The sequence below is a fragment of the Pseudomonas sp. B13(2017) genome (genome assembly GCF_002113245.1).
Taxonomy (GTDB): Bacteria; Pseudomonadota; Gammaproteobacteria; order Pseudomonadales; family Pseudomonadaceae; genus Aquipseudomonas; species Aquipseudomonas putida_Z.
The window spans coordinates 1-14,099 of record NZ_NEJX01000003.1; the positions used below are offsets into that span (position 1 = coordinate 1).

12 protein-coding genes are annotated in these 14,099 nt (G+C 65.2%); all 12 read right to left on the reverse strand.

Annotation, left to right across the window (positions count from 1 at the left end; all coding sequences use genetic code 11):
- Window positions 1-174 precede the first annotated feature (174 nt).
- Window positions 175-723, reverse strand: a complete 549-nt coding sequence (locus CAG44_RS05210) for a hypothetical protein (RefSeq protein ID WP_003258915.1) — start codon at window positions 721-723, stop codon at window positions 175-177.
- 29 nt (window positions 724-752) lie between these two features.
- The gene (locus CAG44_RS05215) at window positions 753-1,457 is read right to left on the reverse strand and encodes a TetR/AcrR family transcriptional regulator (RefSeq protein ID WP_025337938.1); all 705 of its coding nucleotides are present in this window, start codon (window positions 1,455-1,457) and stop codon (window positions 753-755) included.
- Between the two features lie 265 nt (window positions 1,458-1,722).
- Window positions 1,723-3,225, reverse strand: coding sequence for a lysine--tRNA ligase (gene lysS, locus CAG44_RS05220; RefSeq protein WP_013971217.1), 1,503 nt, complete (start codon window positions 3,223-3,225; stop codon window positions 1,723-1,725).
- Window positions 3,226-3,318: 93 nt separating this feature from the next.
- A protein-coding gene (gene prfB, locus CAG44_RS27605) for a peptide chain release factor 2 (RefSeq protein WP_108480361.1) occupies window positions 3,319-4,414 on the reverse strand; the annotation gives its coding sequence in 2 pieces (ribosomal slippage) (window positions 3,319-4,341 and window positions 4,343-4,414; 1,095 coding nt in all).
- Between the two features lie 215 nt (window positions 4,415-4,629).
- Window positions 4,630-5,634 (reverse strand): Wsp signal transduction system regulator diguanylate cyclase WspR, encoded by a 1,005-nt coding sequence (gene wspR / locus CAG44_RS05225; protein ID WP_085587634.1) that lies wholly within the window; start codon window positions 5,632-5,634, stop codon window positions 4,630-4,632.
- 51 nt (window positions 5,635-5,685) lie between these two features.
- On the reverse strand, window positions 5,686-6,699 hold the full coding sequence (wspF, locus tag CAG44_RS05230; protein ID WP_025337935.1) for a Wsp signal transduction system protein-glutamate methylesterase WspF: 1,014 nt from the start codon (window positions 6,697-6,699) through the stop codon (window positions 5,686-5,688).
- Window positions 6,696-8,999, reverse strand: coding sequence for a hybrid sensor histidine kinase/response regulator (locus CAG44_RS05235; protein WP_085691710.1), 2,304 nt, complete (start codon window positions 8,997-8,999; stop codon window positions 6,696-6,698). The genes wspF and CAG44_RS05235 overlap by 4 nt, the downstream gene beginning before the upstream one ends.
- On the reverse strand, window positions 8,996-9,658 hold the full coding sequence (locus CAG44_RS05240) for a chemotaxis protein CheW (protein WP_084785060.1): 663 nt from the start codon (window positions 9,656-9,658) through the stop codon (window positions 8,996-8,998). Before CAG44_RS05240 ends, CAG44_RS05235 begins: the two co-directional genes overlap by 4 nt.
- The gene (locus tag CAG44_RS05245; protein ID WP_085691711.1) at window positions 9,655-10,929 is read right to left on the reverse strand and encodes a protein-glutamate O-methyltransferase CheR; all 1,275 of its coding nucleotides are present in this window, start codon (window positions 10,927-10,929) and stop codon (window positions 9,655-9,657) included. The genes CAG44_RS05240 and CAG44_RS05245 overlap by 4 nt, the downstream gene beginning before the upstream one ends.
- Complete coding sequence (locus CAG44_RS05250; RefSeq protein WP_085691712.1) at window positions 10,926-11,432, reverse strand: chemotaxis protein CheW; 507 nt, start codon at window positions 11,430-11,432, stop codon at window positions 10,926-10,928. The genes CAG44_RS05245 and CAG44_RS05250 overlap by 4 nt, the downstream gene beginning before the upstream one ends.
- A 5-nt stretch (window positions 11,433-11,437) precedes the next feature.
- The gene (locus tag CAG44_RS05255; protein WP_085691713.1) at window positions 11,438-13,060 is read right to left on the reverse strand and encodes a methyl-accepting chemotaxis protein; all 1,623 of its coding nucleotides are present in this window, start codon (window positions 13,058-13,060) and stop codon (window positions 11,438-11,440) included.
- A gap of 224 nt (window positions 13,061-13,284) precedes the next feature.
- Window positions 13,285-13,977, reverse strand: coding sequence for a tellurite resistance TerB family protein (locus tag CAG44_RS05260; protein WP_013971209.1), 693 nt, complete (start codon window positions 13,975-13,977; stop codon window positions 13,285-13,287).
- Between the last annotated feature and the right edge of the window lie 122 nt (window positions 13,978-14,099).

Here is a 14,099-nt window from a genome sequence, read left to right on the forward strand (position 1 = left end):
CCCGAAAGCTGGCCAGAATTGCATTCGCCTTGATGAAGACTCAAGGCGAATACATGAGCAAAGGGGGCAAAAAGCATTGCCCACAACCATAGAATCTCCCACAGGTACTGCATCAGGCTCGAAACCGGTGCGGTCCCTGTGGGAGCGGCTTTAGCCGCGAAGAAGCCAGCACGGTCATTTGCCGGAGCGCTGGAACCGCGCCACTTCAACGAACAGGTCGGAGTTGGCCGGGTCGTCCAGGTACGCCAGCACCCGCGCCGACGGGCTGTCGATCAGCACGCCGTCGCCGTTGTCTTCCGGCACCTCGGTGCTGCGCCCGGTCAGCTCCTTCTTGTCCACCGCCTGCTGCACCTGCTCGACATCCAGGTTGTAGACCACCAGTTCCTTGCCATCGACGATATCGAAACCGCCGATCAGGAAGTTGCCACCCAAGCGCTTCGGCACGCCAGCCGACAGGTACCAGCGGTTGCCGTGGCGCGACACGGTGAACACGTATTCCTCGGGGGCCTTGCCCTTGGCCGTGGCCACTGCCTTGTAGGCATCGCCGCCGCTACGGCTGATCACCAGCTTCAGCGGCTCGCCCCATGCGTCCTTGCTGCTCCACTTGCCGAGCAGGGCCTTGGGCGCCGCCTGGTTGCTCGGCAAGGGCTCGTGGAAGGTCACCAGACAACCGCCCAGCAGCAGGAATGACAAAGTCAACAACACCACACGCCAGGCTTTCATCAGGTTCTCCTTGAAAAGTCGGTCTCGGCTCAGGCCGATGCCAGCACCAGCTGCAGGTATCGGCTAAGCATAGCGAGCATCTGCCCATCGGCTTGCGCGTTCGCATCCTTGAGCAGGCCCTGATATTCCATCTGCTCGATAATCGCCGTCAACATTTGGGCGTCCTGTTCCGGTTGCTGCGAGCCCACCACCTGCAGCAATTGGCGGGTGCCATGCAGCAGGATCTGTTCATGGGCGCACACCAGTTGAGCCAGGCGCGGGCACAGCAGCGCCTCCTGGCGGAAGGCCTGCTCGGCCATCAGGAAGTCGCGGCGGTTCAACAGTTGCCGCTGTACGTAGTCGGCTGTCATGCGCGCTACCTCGTCAGCCAGGCGTGCCCGCGCCTGCGGGCTGCCGTCACCCTCGGCCAGCAACTGGCGCAACACCACCTCGGTATTGGCCCACAGCTTGGCCATGTAGGCGGCGCTGCGTTCGACGTACTGGGCAAAGGTATCGGTGAGCAGGTCCTCGATATCCTTGAAGTAGTAGGTAGTGGCCGACAGTGGCACACCGGCCTCGGCGGCGACGGCGCGATGGCGCACACCGCGTACGCCATCGCGCACGACAATGCGCATGGCGGCGTCGAGGATCAGTTGGCGACGCTGCTCGCTGCCCTGGCGGGCAGTCTTGCGGCCTTGGTATTGCACGCTTTCGGCGACGGCGGTGGCGATGCCGGCGGCGCCCTGGTGAGGCATTGCGGGTGTCACGGGGTGTACCTCATGGTTCAAGTCATCTGCAGCCTGTACCGGCCCAATCGCCGGCAAGCCAGCTCCCACAGGGGGCCCACAATCTTCAGGACTTGCGCAGTACCTGTGGGAGCTGGCACCCATAGGGGTCCCACAACCTTCAGGACTTGTGCAGTACCTGTGGGAGCTGGCTTGCCGGCGATAGGGCCGGTACTGACAACATAAAGCTTCAGGCAAGAAAAAGCCGCCTCGAAAGGCGGCTCGTTCAATTCACTCAGGCCTGCGGACGCATGTGCGGGAACAGGATCACGTCGCGGATCGACGGCGAGTTGGTCAGCAGCATCACCAGGCGGTCGATGCCGATGCCTTCACCAGCAGTCGGCGGCATGCCGTACTCCAGGGCGCGAACGAAGTCGGCGTCGTAGTGCATGGCTTCGTCGTCACCGGCGTCCTTCTCGGCCACCTGGGCCAGGAAGCGCTCGGCCTGGTCTTCGGCATCGTTGAGCTCGGAGTAGGCGTTGGCGATCTCGCGGCCACCGATGAACAGCTCGAAACGGTCGGTAACAGCCGGGTTGTCATCGTTGCGACGGGCCAGCGGCGACACTTCGAACGGGTACTCGGTGATGAAGTGCGGCTGCTCCAGCTTGTGCTCGACCAGCTCTTCGAAAATCATCACCTGCAGCTTGCCCAGGCCTTCGTGGCCCAGCACCTTGGCACCGGCCTTTTTGGCGATGTCGCGGGCACGGTCGACGTCCTGCAGGTCGGCAGCGGTCAGCTCCGGGTTGTACTTGAGGATCGAGTCGAATACCGACAGGCGGGCGAACGGCTCGCCGAAGTGGAACACCTTGTCGCCGTACGGCACGTCGGTAGTGCCAAGTACCAGCTGCGCCAGCTCGCGGAACAGTTCCTCGGTGAGGTCCATGTTGTCGCGGTAGTCGGCGTAGGCCTGGTAGAACTCGAGCATGGTGAATTCAGGGTTGTGACGAGTCGAAACGCCTTCGTTACGGAAGTTGCGGTTGATCTCGAACACCTTCTCGAAGCCACCAACCACCAGGCGCTTGAGGTACAGCTCCGGCGCGATACGCAGGAACATGGCCATGTCCAGGGCGTTGTGGTGGGTTTCGAACGGCTTGGCCGCAGCGCCGCCCGGGATGGTTTGCAGCATCGGTGTCTCGACTTCGAGGAAGTCGCGCTCGATGAGGAACTTGCGGATGTGCGAGATCACCTGCGAACGCACACGGAAGGTGTGGCGGGTTTCTTCATTGACCATCAGGTCGACGTAACGCTGGCGGTAGCGCTGCTCGGTGTCGGTCAGGCCGTGGTGCTTGTCGGGCAGCGGGCGCAGCGACTTGGTCAGCAGGCGCACGTTGGTCATTTCGACGTACAGGTCGCCCTTGCCGGAACGGGCCAGGGTGCCTTCGGCGCTGATGATGTCGCCCAGGTCCCAGGTCTTGACCGCGGCCAGGGTTTCTTCCGGCAGGGTCTTGCGGTTGACGTAGACCTGGATACGGCCGGTCATGTCCTGAATGACCATGAACGAGCCGCGGTTGAGCATGATGCGGCCGGCAACCTTGACCGGAATCGCTGCAGCTTCCAGTTCTTCCTTGGTCTTGTCCGCATACTGCTTCTGCAGGTCGTTGCAGTAGCTGTCGCGACGGAAGTCATTGGGGAAGGCATTGCCCTTGGCGCGCTCGGCGGCAAGCTTTTCCTTGCGCAGGGCGATCAGGGCGTTTTCTTCCTGTTGCAGGTCTTGCGCTTCGGTCTTGAGGTCGCTCATTTCGTCATTCTTTCCATCAGGTGTTCGGTGCCCCTTTCGGGCAGGGCACGCGATACCGGCCCCAGGCCAGGTACCGCGGCGGTTGTGTGCGGTTTACAGCCCCTGCTTGAGGCTCGCTTCCAGGTACTGGTCGAGGTCGCCGTCCAGCACCTTCTGGCAGTCGCTGCGCTCGACACCGGTACGCAGGTCCTTGATACGCGAGTCATCCAGCACGTAGGAGCGGATCTGGTGGCCCCAGCCGATATCCGACTTGCTGTCTTCCAGCGCCTGCGAGGCGGCATTGCGCTTCTGCATTTCCAGCTCGTACAACTTGGCCCGCAGCATTTTCATGGCGGTGTCCTTGTTGGCGTGCTGGGAGCGTTCGTTCTGGCAGGCCACCACGGTGTTGGTCGGTACGTGGGTAATACGCACCGCCGAGTCGGTGGTGTTCACGTGCTGACCACCGGCACCGGAGGAACGGTAGGTGTCGATACGCAGGTCGGCCGGGTTGATCTCGATCTCGACCTTGTCGTCGATCTCGGGCGACACGAACACCGCCGAGAACGAGGTGTGGCGACGGGCACCGGAGTCGAACGGGCTCTTGCGTACCAGGCGGTGCACGCCGATCTCGGTGCGCAGCCAGCCGAAGGCGTACTCGCCCTTGATATGCACGGTGGCGCCCTTGATGCCTGCGACTTCACCTTCGGAAAGCTCGATGATGGTGGCATCGAAACCACGCTTGTCGGCCCAGCGCAGGTACATGCGCAGCAGGATGTTGGCCCAGTCCTGCGCCTCGGTACCACCGGAGCCGGCCTGGATGTCCAGGTAGGCGTTGTTCATGTCCATCTCGCCGCTGAACATGCGACGGAACTCGAGCTGGGCCAGTTTTTCTTCCAGGCCTTCCAGTTCGGTCACGACGTCGCCGACGGCGCCTTCGTCATTTTCCTCGACGGCCATGTCGAGCAGGTCCTGGCAGTCGGCCAGGCCACCGGACAGCTTGTCCAGGGTCTCGACGACCTGTGCCAGCATGGCACGCTCGCGGCCCAGGGCCTGGGCGTACTCGGGCTTGTTCCAGACGTTGGGGTCTTCCAGCTCGCGGTTGACTTCGATCAGGCGGTCATGCTTGTGATCGTAGTCAAAGATACCCCCGAATGGACTGGGAACGCTCGGTGAGGTCCTTGATGGTGTTCAGGATCGGTTGGATTTCCATGGGCTGGCTACTCGCACGAATTCGGTGAAAAGCCTGCGAGTATAACCGAGTCCGCCGCAGGGCGGCAGACCCGCCGGGCGGTAGAAGTGGTGTCGGCAGAATGAGGTGAACGCCTGCCCCGGCCTATCGCCGGCAAGCCAGCTCCCACAGGTACAGCGCAGGTCTCAGGCATACGCTGTACCTGTGGGAGCTGGCTTGCCGGCGATGAGGCCCTGTCAGGCGATACCAACCTGGTTGCGCCCGCCATTCTTGGCCTGGTACAGGCCTTTGTCCGCAGCCGAGATCAGTTGCCGGCTATGGCTGCCGATGGGCGGAGTCTGGGTGGCCAGGCCAATGCTCACGGTCAGATACGAGTCGGGCACCGGCGCGGTGTGCGGGATGCCCAGGCCGAGCACGGTCTGGCGCAGCTTCTCGGCCACTAGGCGTGCCCCGCCCGGCGTGGTGTTGGGCAATACCAGGACGAATTCCTCGCCACCATAGCGCGCCGGCAGGTCGGTCGGCCGCGAGCACGAGCCGCGGATCGCCTCGGCCACCTGGCGCAAGGCCTCGTCACCGGCCAGGTGGCCAAAGCTGTCGTTGTAGGCCTTGAAGTAGTCCACGTCGATCATCAGCAGCGACAACTGCTGCTGCTCACGCATGGCCCGGCGCCACTCCAGTTCCAGGTACTCGTCGAAGTGGCGGCGGTTGGACAACCCGGTCAGGCCATCGGAGTTCATCAGCCGCTGCAGCATCAGGTTGGTATCGAGCAGTTGCTGCTGGCTGACGCGCAGGGCGCGGTAGGCCTCGTCGCGCTGCAACAGGGTCAGGTAGGAACGCGAGTGATAGCGGATGCGCGCCACCAGCTCGATGGTATCCGGCAGCTTGACCAGGTAATCATTGGCCCCGGCAGCAAAGGCTGCGCTCTTGACCAGCGGGTCTTCCTTGGTCGACAGGACGATGATCGGGATGTCCTGGGTCGCCGGGTTGTTGCGGTATTCACGCACCAGGGTCAGCCCGTCCAGGCCAGGCATGATCAGGTCCTGCAGGATCACCGTGGGCTTGATGCGCACGGCCTGGGCCACCGCCTGGTGCGGGTCGGCGCAGAAGTGGAAGTCGATGTTCTCTTCATGGGCCAGGCCACGCCGCACCGCCTCGCCGATCATGGCCTGGTCGTCGACCAGCAGCACCATCGCCGAGTTCTCGTTGGGGGTCGTGAAACCTTCGATCGGTAAATCATTCATACCTGTTCACCCGATCACTGCCGGCCTGGCGGCGTGATTCAATACACTTCGTCATTTTGCGAAAAATTCCATCAAGCGCCCGGCTATGCGTTCCAGCGGGCGGATTTCCACTGCGGCATCGATGGCCGCAGCGGCCTTGGGCATCCCGTACACCGCACTGCTGGCCTGGTCCTGGGCAATGGTCAGGAAGCCCTGCTGGCGCATCAGCTTCAGGCCCTGGGCACCATCGCGGCCCATGCCGGTAAGCAACACGCCCACCGCATCGCCGGTCCAATAGCGCGCCACACTCTCGAAGAACACATCGATCGAGGGCCGGTAAATTTCATTGACAGGTTCGGCAGTGTAGGCCAGTTGGCCGTTCTGTAGCAGGCGGATGTGGTGATTGGTGCCTGCCAGCAAAACCTGCCCCGGCTGCGGCGGCTCGCCTTCACGGGCCAGGCGCACCGGCAGCCCGGCAGCGCTGCTGAGCCATTCGGCCATGCCCGCGGCAAACACCTGGTCCACATGCTGGACCAGCACGATGGCCGCCGGAAACGCCGCCGGCAGGCCCTGCAGCAACACTTCCAGCGCCGCCGGGCCACCTGCCGACGAGCCGATCGCCACCAGGCCGCGGCGCTGGGAAGCCTCGCGCAGCGGCGTGGCCACCGGGCGGGCGGCAGGCGAACGTTGCTGGCCGATCAGCCAGCCGATATTGAGGATTTTGCGCAGCAGTGGCGCCGCCGCTTCACGGGGATCGCCCGCGCCCAGCGCCGGCGTGTCTACCACGTCGAGGGCGCCGTAGCCCATGGCCTCGAACACCCGGTGCACGTTCTGCTTGCGGTCGACTGTGACGATGACGATGGCGCATGGGGTTTCGGCCATGATCCGCCGGGTGGCCTCGACGCCATCCATGACCGGCATGATCAGGTCCATGAGGATCAGGTCTGGCTGCTGCTCGGTGCAGCGCTGCACCGCCTCGGCGCCATTGCTGGCCACCCATACCACCTCGTGCGCCGGCTCCAGGGCGACCGCCCGGCGCAGCGCCTCCACGGCCATGGGCATGTCGTTGACGATGGCGATCTTCATCCCTGAGCACCTCCGATCAGCTCAACCACAGCATCCAGCAACGCATCGTCATGGAAACTGGCCTTTGCCAAATAGTAGTCGGCGCCGGCATCCAGGCCACGCCGTCGGTCTTCCTCACGGTCCTTGTAGGACACCACCATCACCGGCAGCGATTGCAGGCGCTGGTCGCGGCGCACCAGGGTGACCAGCTCGATGCCGTCCATGCGCGGCATGTCGATGTCGGTGATCAGCAGGTCGAAGTCCTCGCCACGCAAGGCGTTCCAGCCGTCCATGCCGTCCACCGCCACGGCCACGTCATAGCCACGGTTGCCGAGCAGCTTGCGCTGCAGTTCTCGCACGGTCAGCGAATCGTCGACCACCAGGATGCGCTGGCGCGCCACGCCACGGGCGCCGCTGCTGCCGCGTTCGATGCGTTCCAGGCTGCCGGTGCTGAGCAGTTTCTCCACCGAGCGCAGCAGGTCCTCGACATCGACGATCAGCACCACCGAGCCATCGTCGAGCAAGGCGCCGGAAGAAATGTCCTGCACCTTGCCCAGCCGTGGGTCGAGCGGCATCACCACCAGCACCCGCTCGCCCACCAGCCGCTCCACGGCCACGCCGTACAGTTGCTCGCGCTCGCGGATCACCACTACCCGCAGGCTGCTCTCCTGCGTTTGCCCGGCCGGGCGGTTGAGCAGTTGGCTGGCCGCGACCAGGCCGATGTGCCGGCCTTCGTGCCAGAAGTGCTGACGCCCCTCGATCTGCACGATCTCTTCGGCGCTCACTTCCAGTGTGCGTTCGATATGAGCGAGCGGGAAGGCATAGGCCTCGCCGCCCACCTCGACCACCAGGCTGCGCACCACCGACAGGGTCAGTGGCACCTGCAGGTGAAAACGGCAGCCCTGCCCGGCCAGCTGGGTCAGCTCGATAGAACCGCGCAGTTCACGGATCATGTGCTGCACCGCATCCAGGCCCACGCCGCGCCCGGACACCTCGGTGACCTTGTCGCGCAGGCTGAAACCGGGCAAGAACAGGAACGTCAGCAACTCTTGCTCGCTCATCCGCGCCACCGTGTCGGCGGGCGACAGGGCACGCCCGACAATGCTGCTGCGCAGGCGCTCGAGGTCGATGCCGGCACCGTCGTCGATCAGTTCCAGGCTGAGCATTCCGGCCTGGTGCGAGGCCCGCAGGCGGATCACCCCCTCCTCCGCCTTGCCCGCCAGCAGGCGCCGCTCGGGCAGCTCGATGCCGTGGTCGACCGCATTGCGCAACAGGTGGGTCAGCGGTGCTTCGAGCTTTTCCAGCACATCGCGGTCGACCTGGGTCTTGTCCCCTTCCACCAACAGCCGCACCGGCTTGCCCAGCGACCGCCCAAGGTCGCGCACCATGCGGCTCTGGCCGGTCAGCACATCGGCAAACGGCCGCATCCGGCAGGCCAGCGCGGTGTCGTACAGCAGTTGTGCGCGCTGGCTGGCCTGCCAGCCGAACTCGTCCAGATCGGCAGCCTGCTGCTGCAGGATCTGCTGGGTTTCCGCCAGCAGGCGCTGGGTCTGTGCCAGGGCTTCGAGCACCTCGCTGCTCTGGCCACTGTCCTCCAGTTGCATGCGCAGGCCATCAAGCGCCTGCATGCCCTGGCCGTGCATGCGCTTGAGGCGCTGCAGGGTGGCCAGGTAAGGCTTGAGCCGCTGGGTTTCCACCAGCGACTTGCTGGACAGGTCGAGCAGGCTGTTGAGGCGGTCGGCGGTGACCCGCAGCACCCGCTCTGTACCTTCGCCGGTGCGCTTGCCGGCCTTGCGACGTGGGGCCAGCTCGGGCTCGGTCTCAGGCTCCAAGGGTTCGACAGGCAGCGGCAAAGGTTCGGCTTGCACGGTTTGCACCGGCGCTTCCGGCAGCGCTGGCACGGCTGGTGGCGCGGGGGGCACGGCTGCCGCCCCCGGGTCGAGCAGGTTGGCCATTTGCGCAAGGAACACCGGCAGGGTCGCCTGCGCCCCGGCATCGCCAGGCGTGGCGATGCGCATCAACAGGTCGGTGCCTTGCAACAGGGCATCGATATGCTCGGCGCTCAGCCGCAGGCGGCCCTCCTGGGCGGCCACCAGGCAGTCCTCCATGACGTGGGCGACGCTGACGCCAGCGTCCACCCCGACAATCCGCGCCGCGCCCTTCAGCGAATGGGCCGCGCGCATGCAAGCCTCGAGCTGGTCGGCCTGCGTGGGATTACGCTCCAGCGCCATCAGGCCGACGCTGAGCACCTGGGTCTGCGCCTCGGCCTCCAGGCTGAACAGTTCGAGCAACGATGCGTCGCGCATTTGCTCTGGGGTCATGACAGGCTCCGCTGCACGGCAGACAGTAAGTGTTGATCGTCCAGCACCCGCACGCTGCGGCCACGCCATTGCAGGACCGCTGCGGTGAAGTGGGAGGCGTCCTGGCCGCTGCCCAGCAGCAGCGGGTCGAGCCGGTGAATGCCGTCGATTTCCTCGACCGCCATCACCACCGGCCCGCCATCCGCAGCCAGGATCAGCATGCGTGGCATCGCCCGGCCGCCACGTTGCTCGGCAGCGCTGGCCTGCACACCCAGCAGGTCGGCCAGTGACAGGCACGGCACCAGCGCACCGCGCACGTTGGCCACCCCCTGCAACACCCGCGAGCGCTGGTGCGGCAGCGAATGCACCGCCTGCAGCGGGGCAATTTCGGCCAGGCAGGCGGTGGCCAGCGCCAGCCACTCTTCGCCCAGGCGGAACAGCAGCATGGAGCGGCCGGTGTTTTCCTCGACCGGTGGCGCCACGGCAGCCTGGTGGTCCTGCATCAGCGCGTAGCGGTCGAGCAGGCGTGTGGCCGCTGCGGCATATACCTCGCAGTTGCGGCAGTGAACGTGACGTTCCAGCAGCGGGCACTGCTTGTCGCCGTGCACGCCAATGCGGTTCCAGCAGTCGTCGATGTGCGCGTCATCCTCGGCGAGCAACTGCATCGCGGATTCCTTCATCGTTCAGACTCCCTGCCAACCCGTGCGGCGCGCTCCTGCAGGCGCCGGGCACCGGCCAGGTCACCCTGGGCCGCCAGCAAGGCCGCCAGGTGCACCAGCGCCTCGGGGTGCTGCGGTTCCAGGTACAGGGCTTTGCGATAGTGGGTCAGTGCCTGCTGCGCATCGCCTTCGGTATCGCTGAGCAGCCCCAGCCAGTAGTAAACCTGCGCCGAAGGCGCGAACTGGCCCAGGTAGCGCTGGCATTCGGCACGGGCCTGCTCGCTGGCGCCGGCATTGGCAAGCCGGGCGATGCTGGCCAGCAGCTCGCTTGCCTCCTCGCGCTTGTGCTCGCGCGCCGGCGCTGGCTTGGCGGCCACGGGCAGCACCCGCAGTGGGCGCGGCGACGCTGCGCTCGGTAACGGATAGCCTGGCTTGGCCGGTACTGGCGATGTGCGCCGCAAGGGCTGGACCGGGGGCGTAGCCAGCGCAGCGCCGCCACCCTCCTGGCGCACGTAGGCGAACGACTGGGCAATCCCCAGCGGGCGCATGCCCAATCGCGCCAGCAAGCTGCCTTCGGCCGGGCCGATGAACAGCACACCCTGTGGGTGCAACAAGCGCTTGAGCACTTCGAACACCCGTTGTTGGGTCGACACGTCGAAATAGATCAGCAGGTTGCGGCAGAACACGAAGTCGTACAGGCCATCGCGGCTGGCCAGCGCCGGGTCGAGCACATTGCCCACCTGCAGGCTGACTTGCTCGCGCACCCGCTCATGCAGGAGGTGGCCTTCGTCGAGGGCATCGAAGTAACGCTCGCGAAAGGCCAGGTCGCTGCCACGGAAGGCATTGCGCCCGTACACGGCCTGCCCGGCCTTGGCCACGGAACTGGGGCTGATGTCCATGCCGTCGATCATGAACGCTCCCGGCGCGATACCGGCATCGAGCAAGGCCATGGCCAGCGAATAGGGTTCCTCGCCGGTCGAGCAAGGCAGGCTGAGCAAACGCAGCGGGCGCGCCCCGGCCAGCTCGGCCAGGCGCTTGTGCGCCAGGCTGGCCAAGGCCGTGAAGGACTCGGGGTAACGGAAGAACCAGGTTTCCGGGACGATGACCGCTTCGATCAGCGCCTGTTGCTCATCCATCGACTGCTGCAGGTGAAGCCAGTAATCATCCAGGTCCGCAGCGTTCACGGCCACGCAGCGCTGGCGCAGCGCACGCTCGACCATGGGCGCGCCCACCGACTCCACGTCCAGGCCGATGCGTTCACGCAGGAAGCGGAAAAAATGCTGTTCGTTCATGTCGGCATCCCTGTCGGATCATCCGCGTACAGCAACTCGTGCACGGCATCGGGCAGCAGATCGTTGACTTCGATGCGCTGCAACAAGCCCTGCTCGTCCTGACGCACCGGCCCCAGGTACGGGGCTTCACCGCTCTCCACGCCATACGGCTGGAACTCGTCAGGGTGGCAACGCAGGGTTTCGGTGGCCTGCTCCAGGATCAGGCCAAGCTGCAGGCCACCTCGGTAGTGCACCAGCACCAGGCGGGTACTGGTGCGCTGCGCCGCCGGCTGGCCGAAGCTCAATGCCGCCAGGTCGACCACCGGTACCAGCAGGCCCCGGTGTGCAAGGATGCCTGCGACCCAGGCAGGCGCCTTGGCGATCGGCTTGAGAGGCTGGCGCGGCAGCACCTCGATCACCTCGTGCACGCTCAGGGCAAAGCGTTGCTCCCGGATGCGAAACTGCAGGTACAACGCCCCCTTGGCGTTGACCGCCCGCGCGGCGCGCGGTTGCAAGTCGTTCATCGCAGTCAGACTTTGAAGCGCGACACGCCGCCACGCAGGCCAGCGGCCACCTGGCTCAGCTCATCGATGGCGAAACTGGCCTGGCGCAGCGATTCGACCGTCTGGGTGCTGGCATCGCTGAGCTGGGCCAGCGCCTGGTTGATCTGCTCGGCACCGGTGGCCTGGGCCTGCATGCCTTCGTTGACCATCAGCACGCGTGGGGCCAGGGCCTGCACCTGGTGAATGATCTGGCTGAGCTGTTCGCCCACCTGCTGCACCTCGAACATGCCGCGGCGCACTTCTTCGGAAAACTTGTCCATGCCCATGACCCCGGCCGACACCGCCGACTGGATCTCGCGCACCATCTGCTCGATATCGTAGGTGGCCACGGCGGTCTGGTCGGCCAGGCGGCGCACTTCGGTGGCTACCACGGCAAAGCCGCGGCCGTACTCGCCGGCCTTTTCCGCTTCGATGGCAGCGTTGAGCGACAGCAGGTTGGTCTGGTCGGCGACCTTGACGATGGTCACCACCATCTGGGTGATGTTGCTGGCCTTTTCGTTGAGGATGCCCAGCTTGGCGTTGACCAGGTCGGCGGCGCCCATCACCTGGTGCATGGTTTCTTCCATGCGTGCCAGGCCCTGCTGGCCGGAACCGGCCAGGCTGGAGGCCTGGTCGGCGGCCGAGGTGACTTCGGTCATGGTGCGCACCAGGTCACGCGAAGTGGCGGCGATTTCCCGCGAGGTGGCGCCGATTTCGGTGGTGGTGGCGGCCGTTTCGGTGGCGGTGGCCTGCTGTTGCTTGGAGGTTGCGGCAATTTCGGTCACCGAGGTGGTCACCTGCACCGACGAACGCTGGGCCTGGGCCACCAGGTTGGCCAGGGCCTCGGCCATTTCGTTGAAGCCGCTTTCGATGGCGCCGAATTCGTCCTTGCGGTCCAGGCTCAGGCGCATGCTCAGGTCGCCCGAGCGCAGTTTGTCGAGGGCATGGACAATGCGCTGCATGGGCGCGGTGATGGCGCGCATCAGCAACAGGCCGCAGATACCGGCGGCGATGATCGCCAGCAGCAGCGAAACTATCATGCTGCCCTTGGCCGTGCTCACGGCGCCGACGATCTCGTTGGTGTCGGTGTCGGCGGAGGCCCGGTTGTGCTCGATCACTTCGTTCAGGAGCTTGCGACCGTCCACCCAGGCCGGGGTCAGCACATCGGTGATCAGCCGCTGGGCTTCCGCGTAGTTGCGCTGTCGATAGGCTTCCAGCACCTGGTCGACGATCTTGAGGTAGGCATCTTTCATCTGGATGAAGGTGTCGAAGCGCGCCTGGTCGTCATCGTCCTGAATGGTGCCCTGGTAGCTGTCCATGTGCTCTTTCAGGCGGTCCTGGAAGCTCTTGAACAGCTCTGCGTCGGCCGAGGTGAATTCGCGGTGATTGGACAGCCCCACCAGCTGCTGGCTGGTGACGTAACTGTCGACCCAGGCACTGCGGATCATCGAGCTGTAGTAGAGGCCGGGAATGCTGTCGGTCCCCACTGCCTGCTCGGCGGATGCGATGGTCACCAACCGCGAGTAGGCGGCCACGATCATCAGCAGCATGATGGCGATGATCACGGCGAAACTTGCCAGGATCCGTTGGCGCAAGGTCCAGTTCTTCACATTCAGCCCTCAGGAATTCACAACGAGCGGGAAAAATCGCCGAAGTATAGCCCAGGCGCCCAGTGCTCATGCGGCTGAAATGTGGGGTAACCGGGTAACCTTGCCGACAGACCGGTCATTTGTGCCCAACGCCATTGGGGCCGCTGTGCGGCCCATCGCCGGCAAGCCATGTGCGATCCCTGTGGGAGCCGGCTTGCCGGCGATCGGCTGCAACGCAGCCCCCATCACTGGCCGGCGGCAAGCCTTGCCTGGCTTTCCAGTTCCTGACGCAGGGCCGGGTCCAGGCGCAGCTGGCGGGCCAGTTCGTCCAGGTAGGCGCGCTCCATGAAGTTTTCCTGGTCGACCATCATCACGCTGGCCAGGTACATCTCGGCGGCCATTTCCGGCGTTTGCGCGGCACGGGCCACTTCGGCCGGGTCCAGCGGCTTGTTCAGCTCGGCATGCAGCCAGTGCTGCAACTCGCGGTCGTTGTCCAGGCGGGTGAATTCGCCCTCGATCAGCGCACGCTCGCGTTCGTCGATATGGCCATCGGACTTGGCCGCCGCCACCAGCGCCCGCAGTACCGCCTGGCTGTGCAGCTCGGCCTGGGCCGGCGGCAGGCGGTCGACGGTCTGTGGCTCGGTGGCGGCCACCTGCTGGCGCGCCTGCCAGTTGCCGTAGGCCTTGTAGGCCAGCACACCGAGCGCGGCCAGGCCGCCATAGGTAAGGGCCTTGCCGCCATATTTTCGGGCCTTCTTGTTGCCCAGCAGCAAGCCCATGGCACCCGCCGCCAGGGCGCCGCCACCGGCACCGGAAAGCAGGCTGCCAAGGCCGCCGGCACTGGCGCCTGGCTTGCCAGAGCTGCCCTTGCCGGCCTGGCTGGCGAGCAAGTCCTGGCCGGACTTGAGCAACTGATCGAGCAATCCCCGGGTATTCATCAAACGGTCTCCACGTTGGCCAAGGGAGCCGTCAGGTTAAGCCCTGCCCGCCGGATCGCCATGGGGGGATTTGCTTCCGGATGTTGCATTGGCTGGCAAAAAGCCAACTAGACTCGATATCG

Coding starts and splice junctions, on each gene's coding strand:
- wspF (WP_025337935.1), bottom strand. CDS start 6,699: ATGAAGATCGCCATCGTCAACGACATGCCCATGGCCGTGGAGGCGCTG.
- lysS (WP_013971217.1), bottom strand. CDS start 3,225: ATGAGCGACCTCAAGACCGAAGCGCAAGACCTGCAACAGGAAGAAAAC.
- CAG44_RS05215 (WP_025337938.1), bottom strand. CDS start 1,457: ATGCCTCACCAGGGCGCCGCCGGCATCGCCACCGCCGTCGCCGAAAGC.
- CAG44_RS05245 (WP_085691711.1), bottom strand. CDS start 10,929: ATGAACGAACAGCATTTTTTCCGCTTCCTGCGTGAACGCATCGGCCTG.
- CAG44_RS05260 (WP_013971209.1), bottom strand. CDS start 13,977: ATGAATACCCGGGGATTGCTCGATCAGTTGCTCAAGTCCGGCCAGGAC.
- CAG44_RS05240 (WP_084785060.1), bottom strand. CDS start 9,658: ATGAAGGAATCCGCGATGCAGTTGCTCGCCGAGGATGACGCGCACATC.
- CAG44_RS05210 (WP_003258915.1), bottom strand. CDS start 723: ATGAAAGCCTGGCGTGTGGTGTTGTTGACTTTGTCATTCCTGCTGCTG.
- CAG44_RS05250 (WP_085691712.1), bottom strand. CDS start 11,432: ATGAACGACTTGCAACCGCGCGCCGCGCGGGCGGTCAACGCCAAGGGG.
- CAG44_RS05235 (WP_085691710.1), bottom strand. CDS start 8,999: ATGACCCCAGAGCAAATGCGCGACGCATCGTTGCTCGAACTGTTCAGC.
- wspR (WP_085587634.1), bottom strand. CDS start 5,634: ATGAATGATTTACCGATCGAAGGTTTCACGACCCCCAACGAGAACTCG.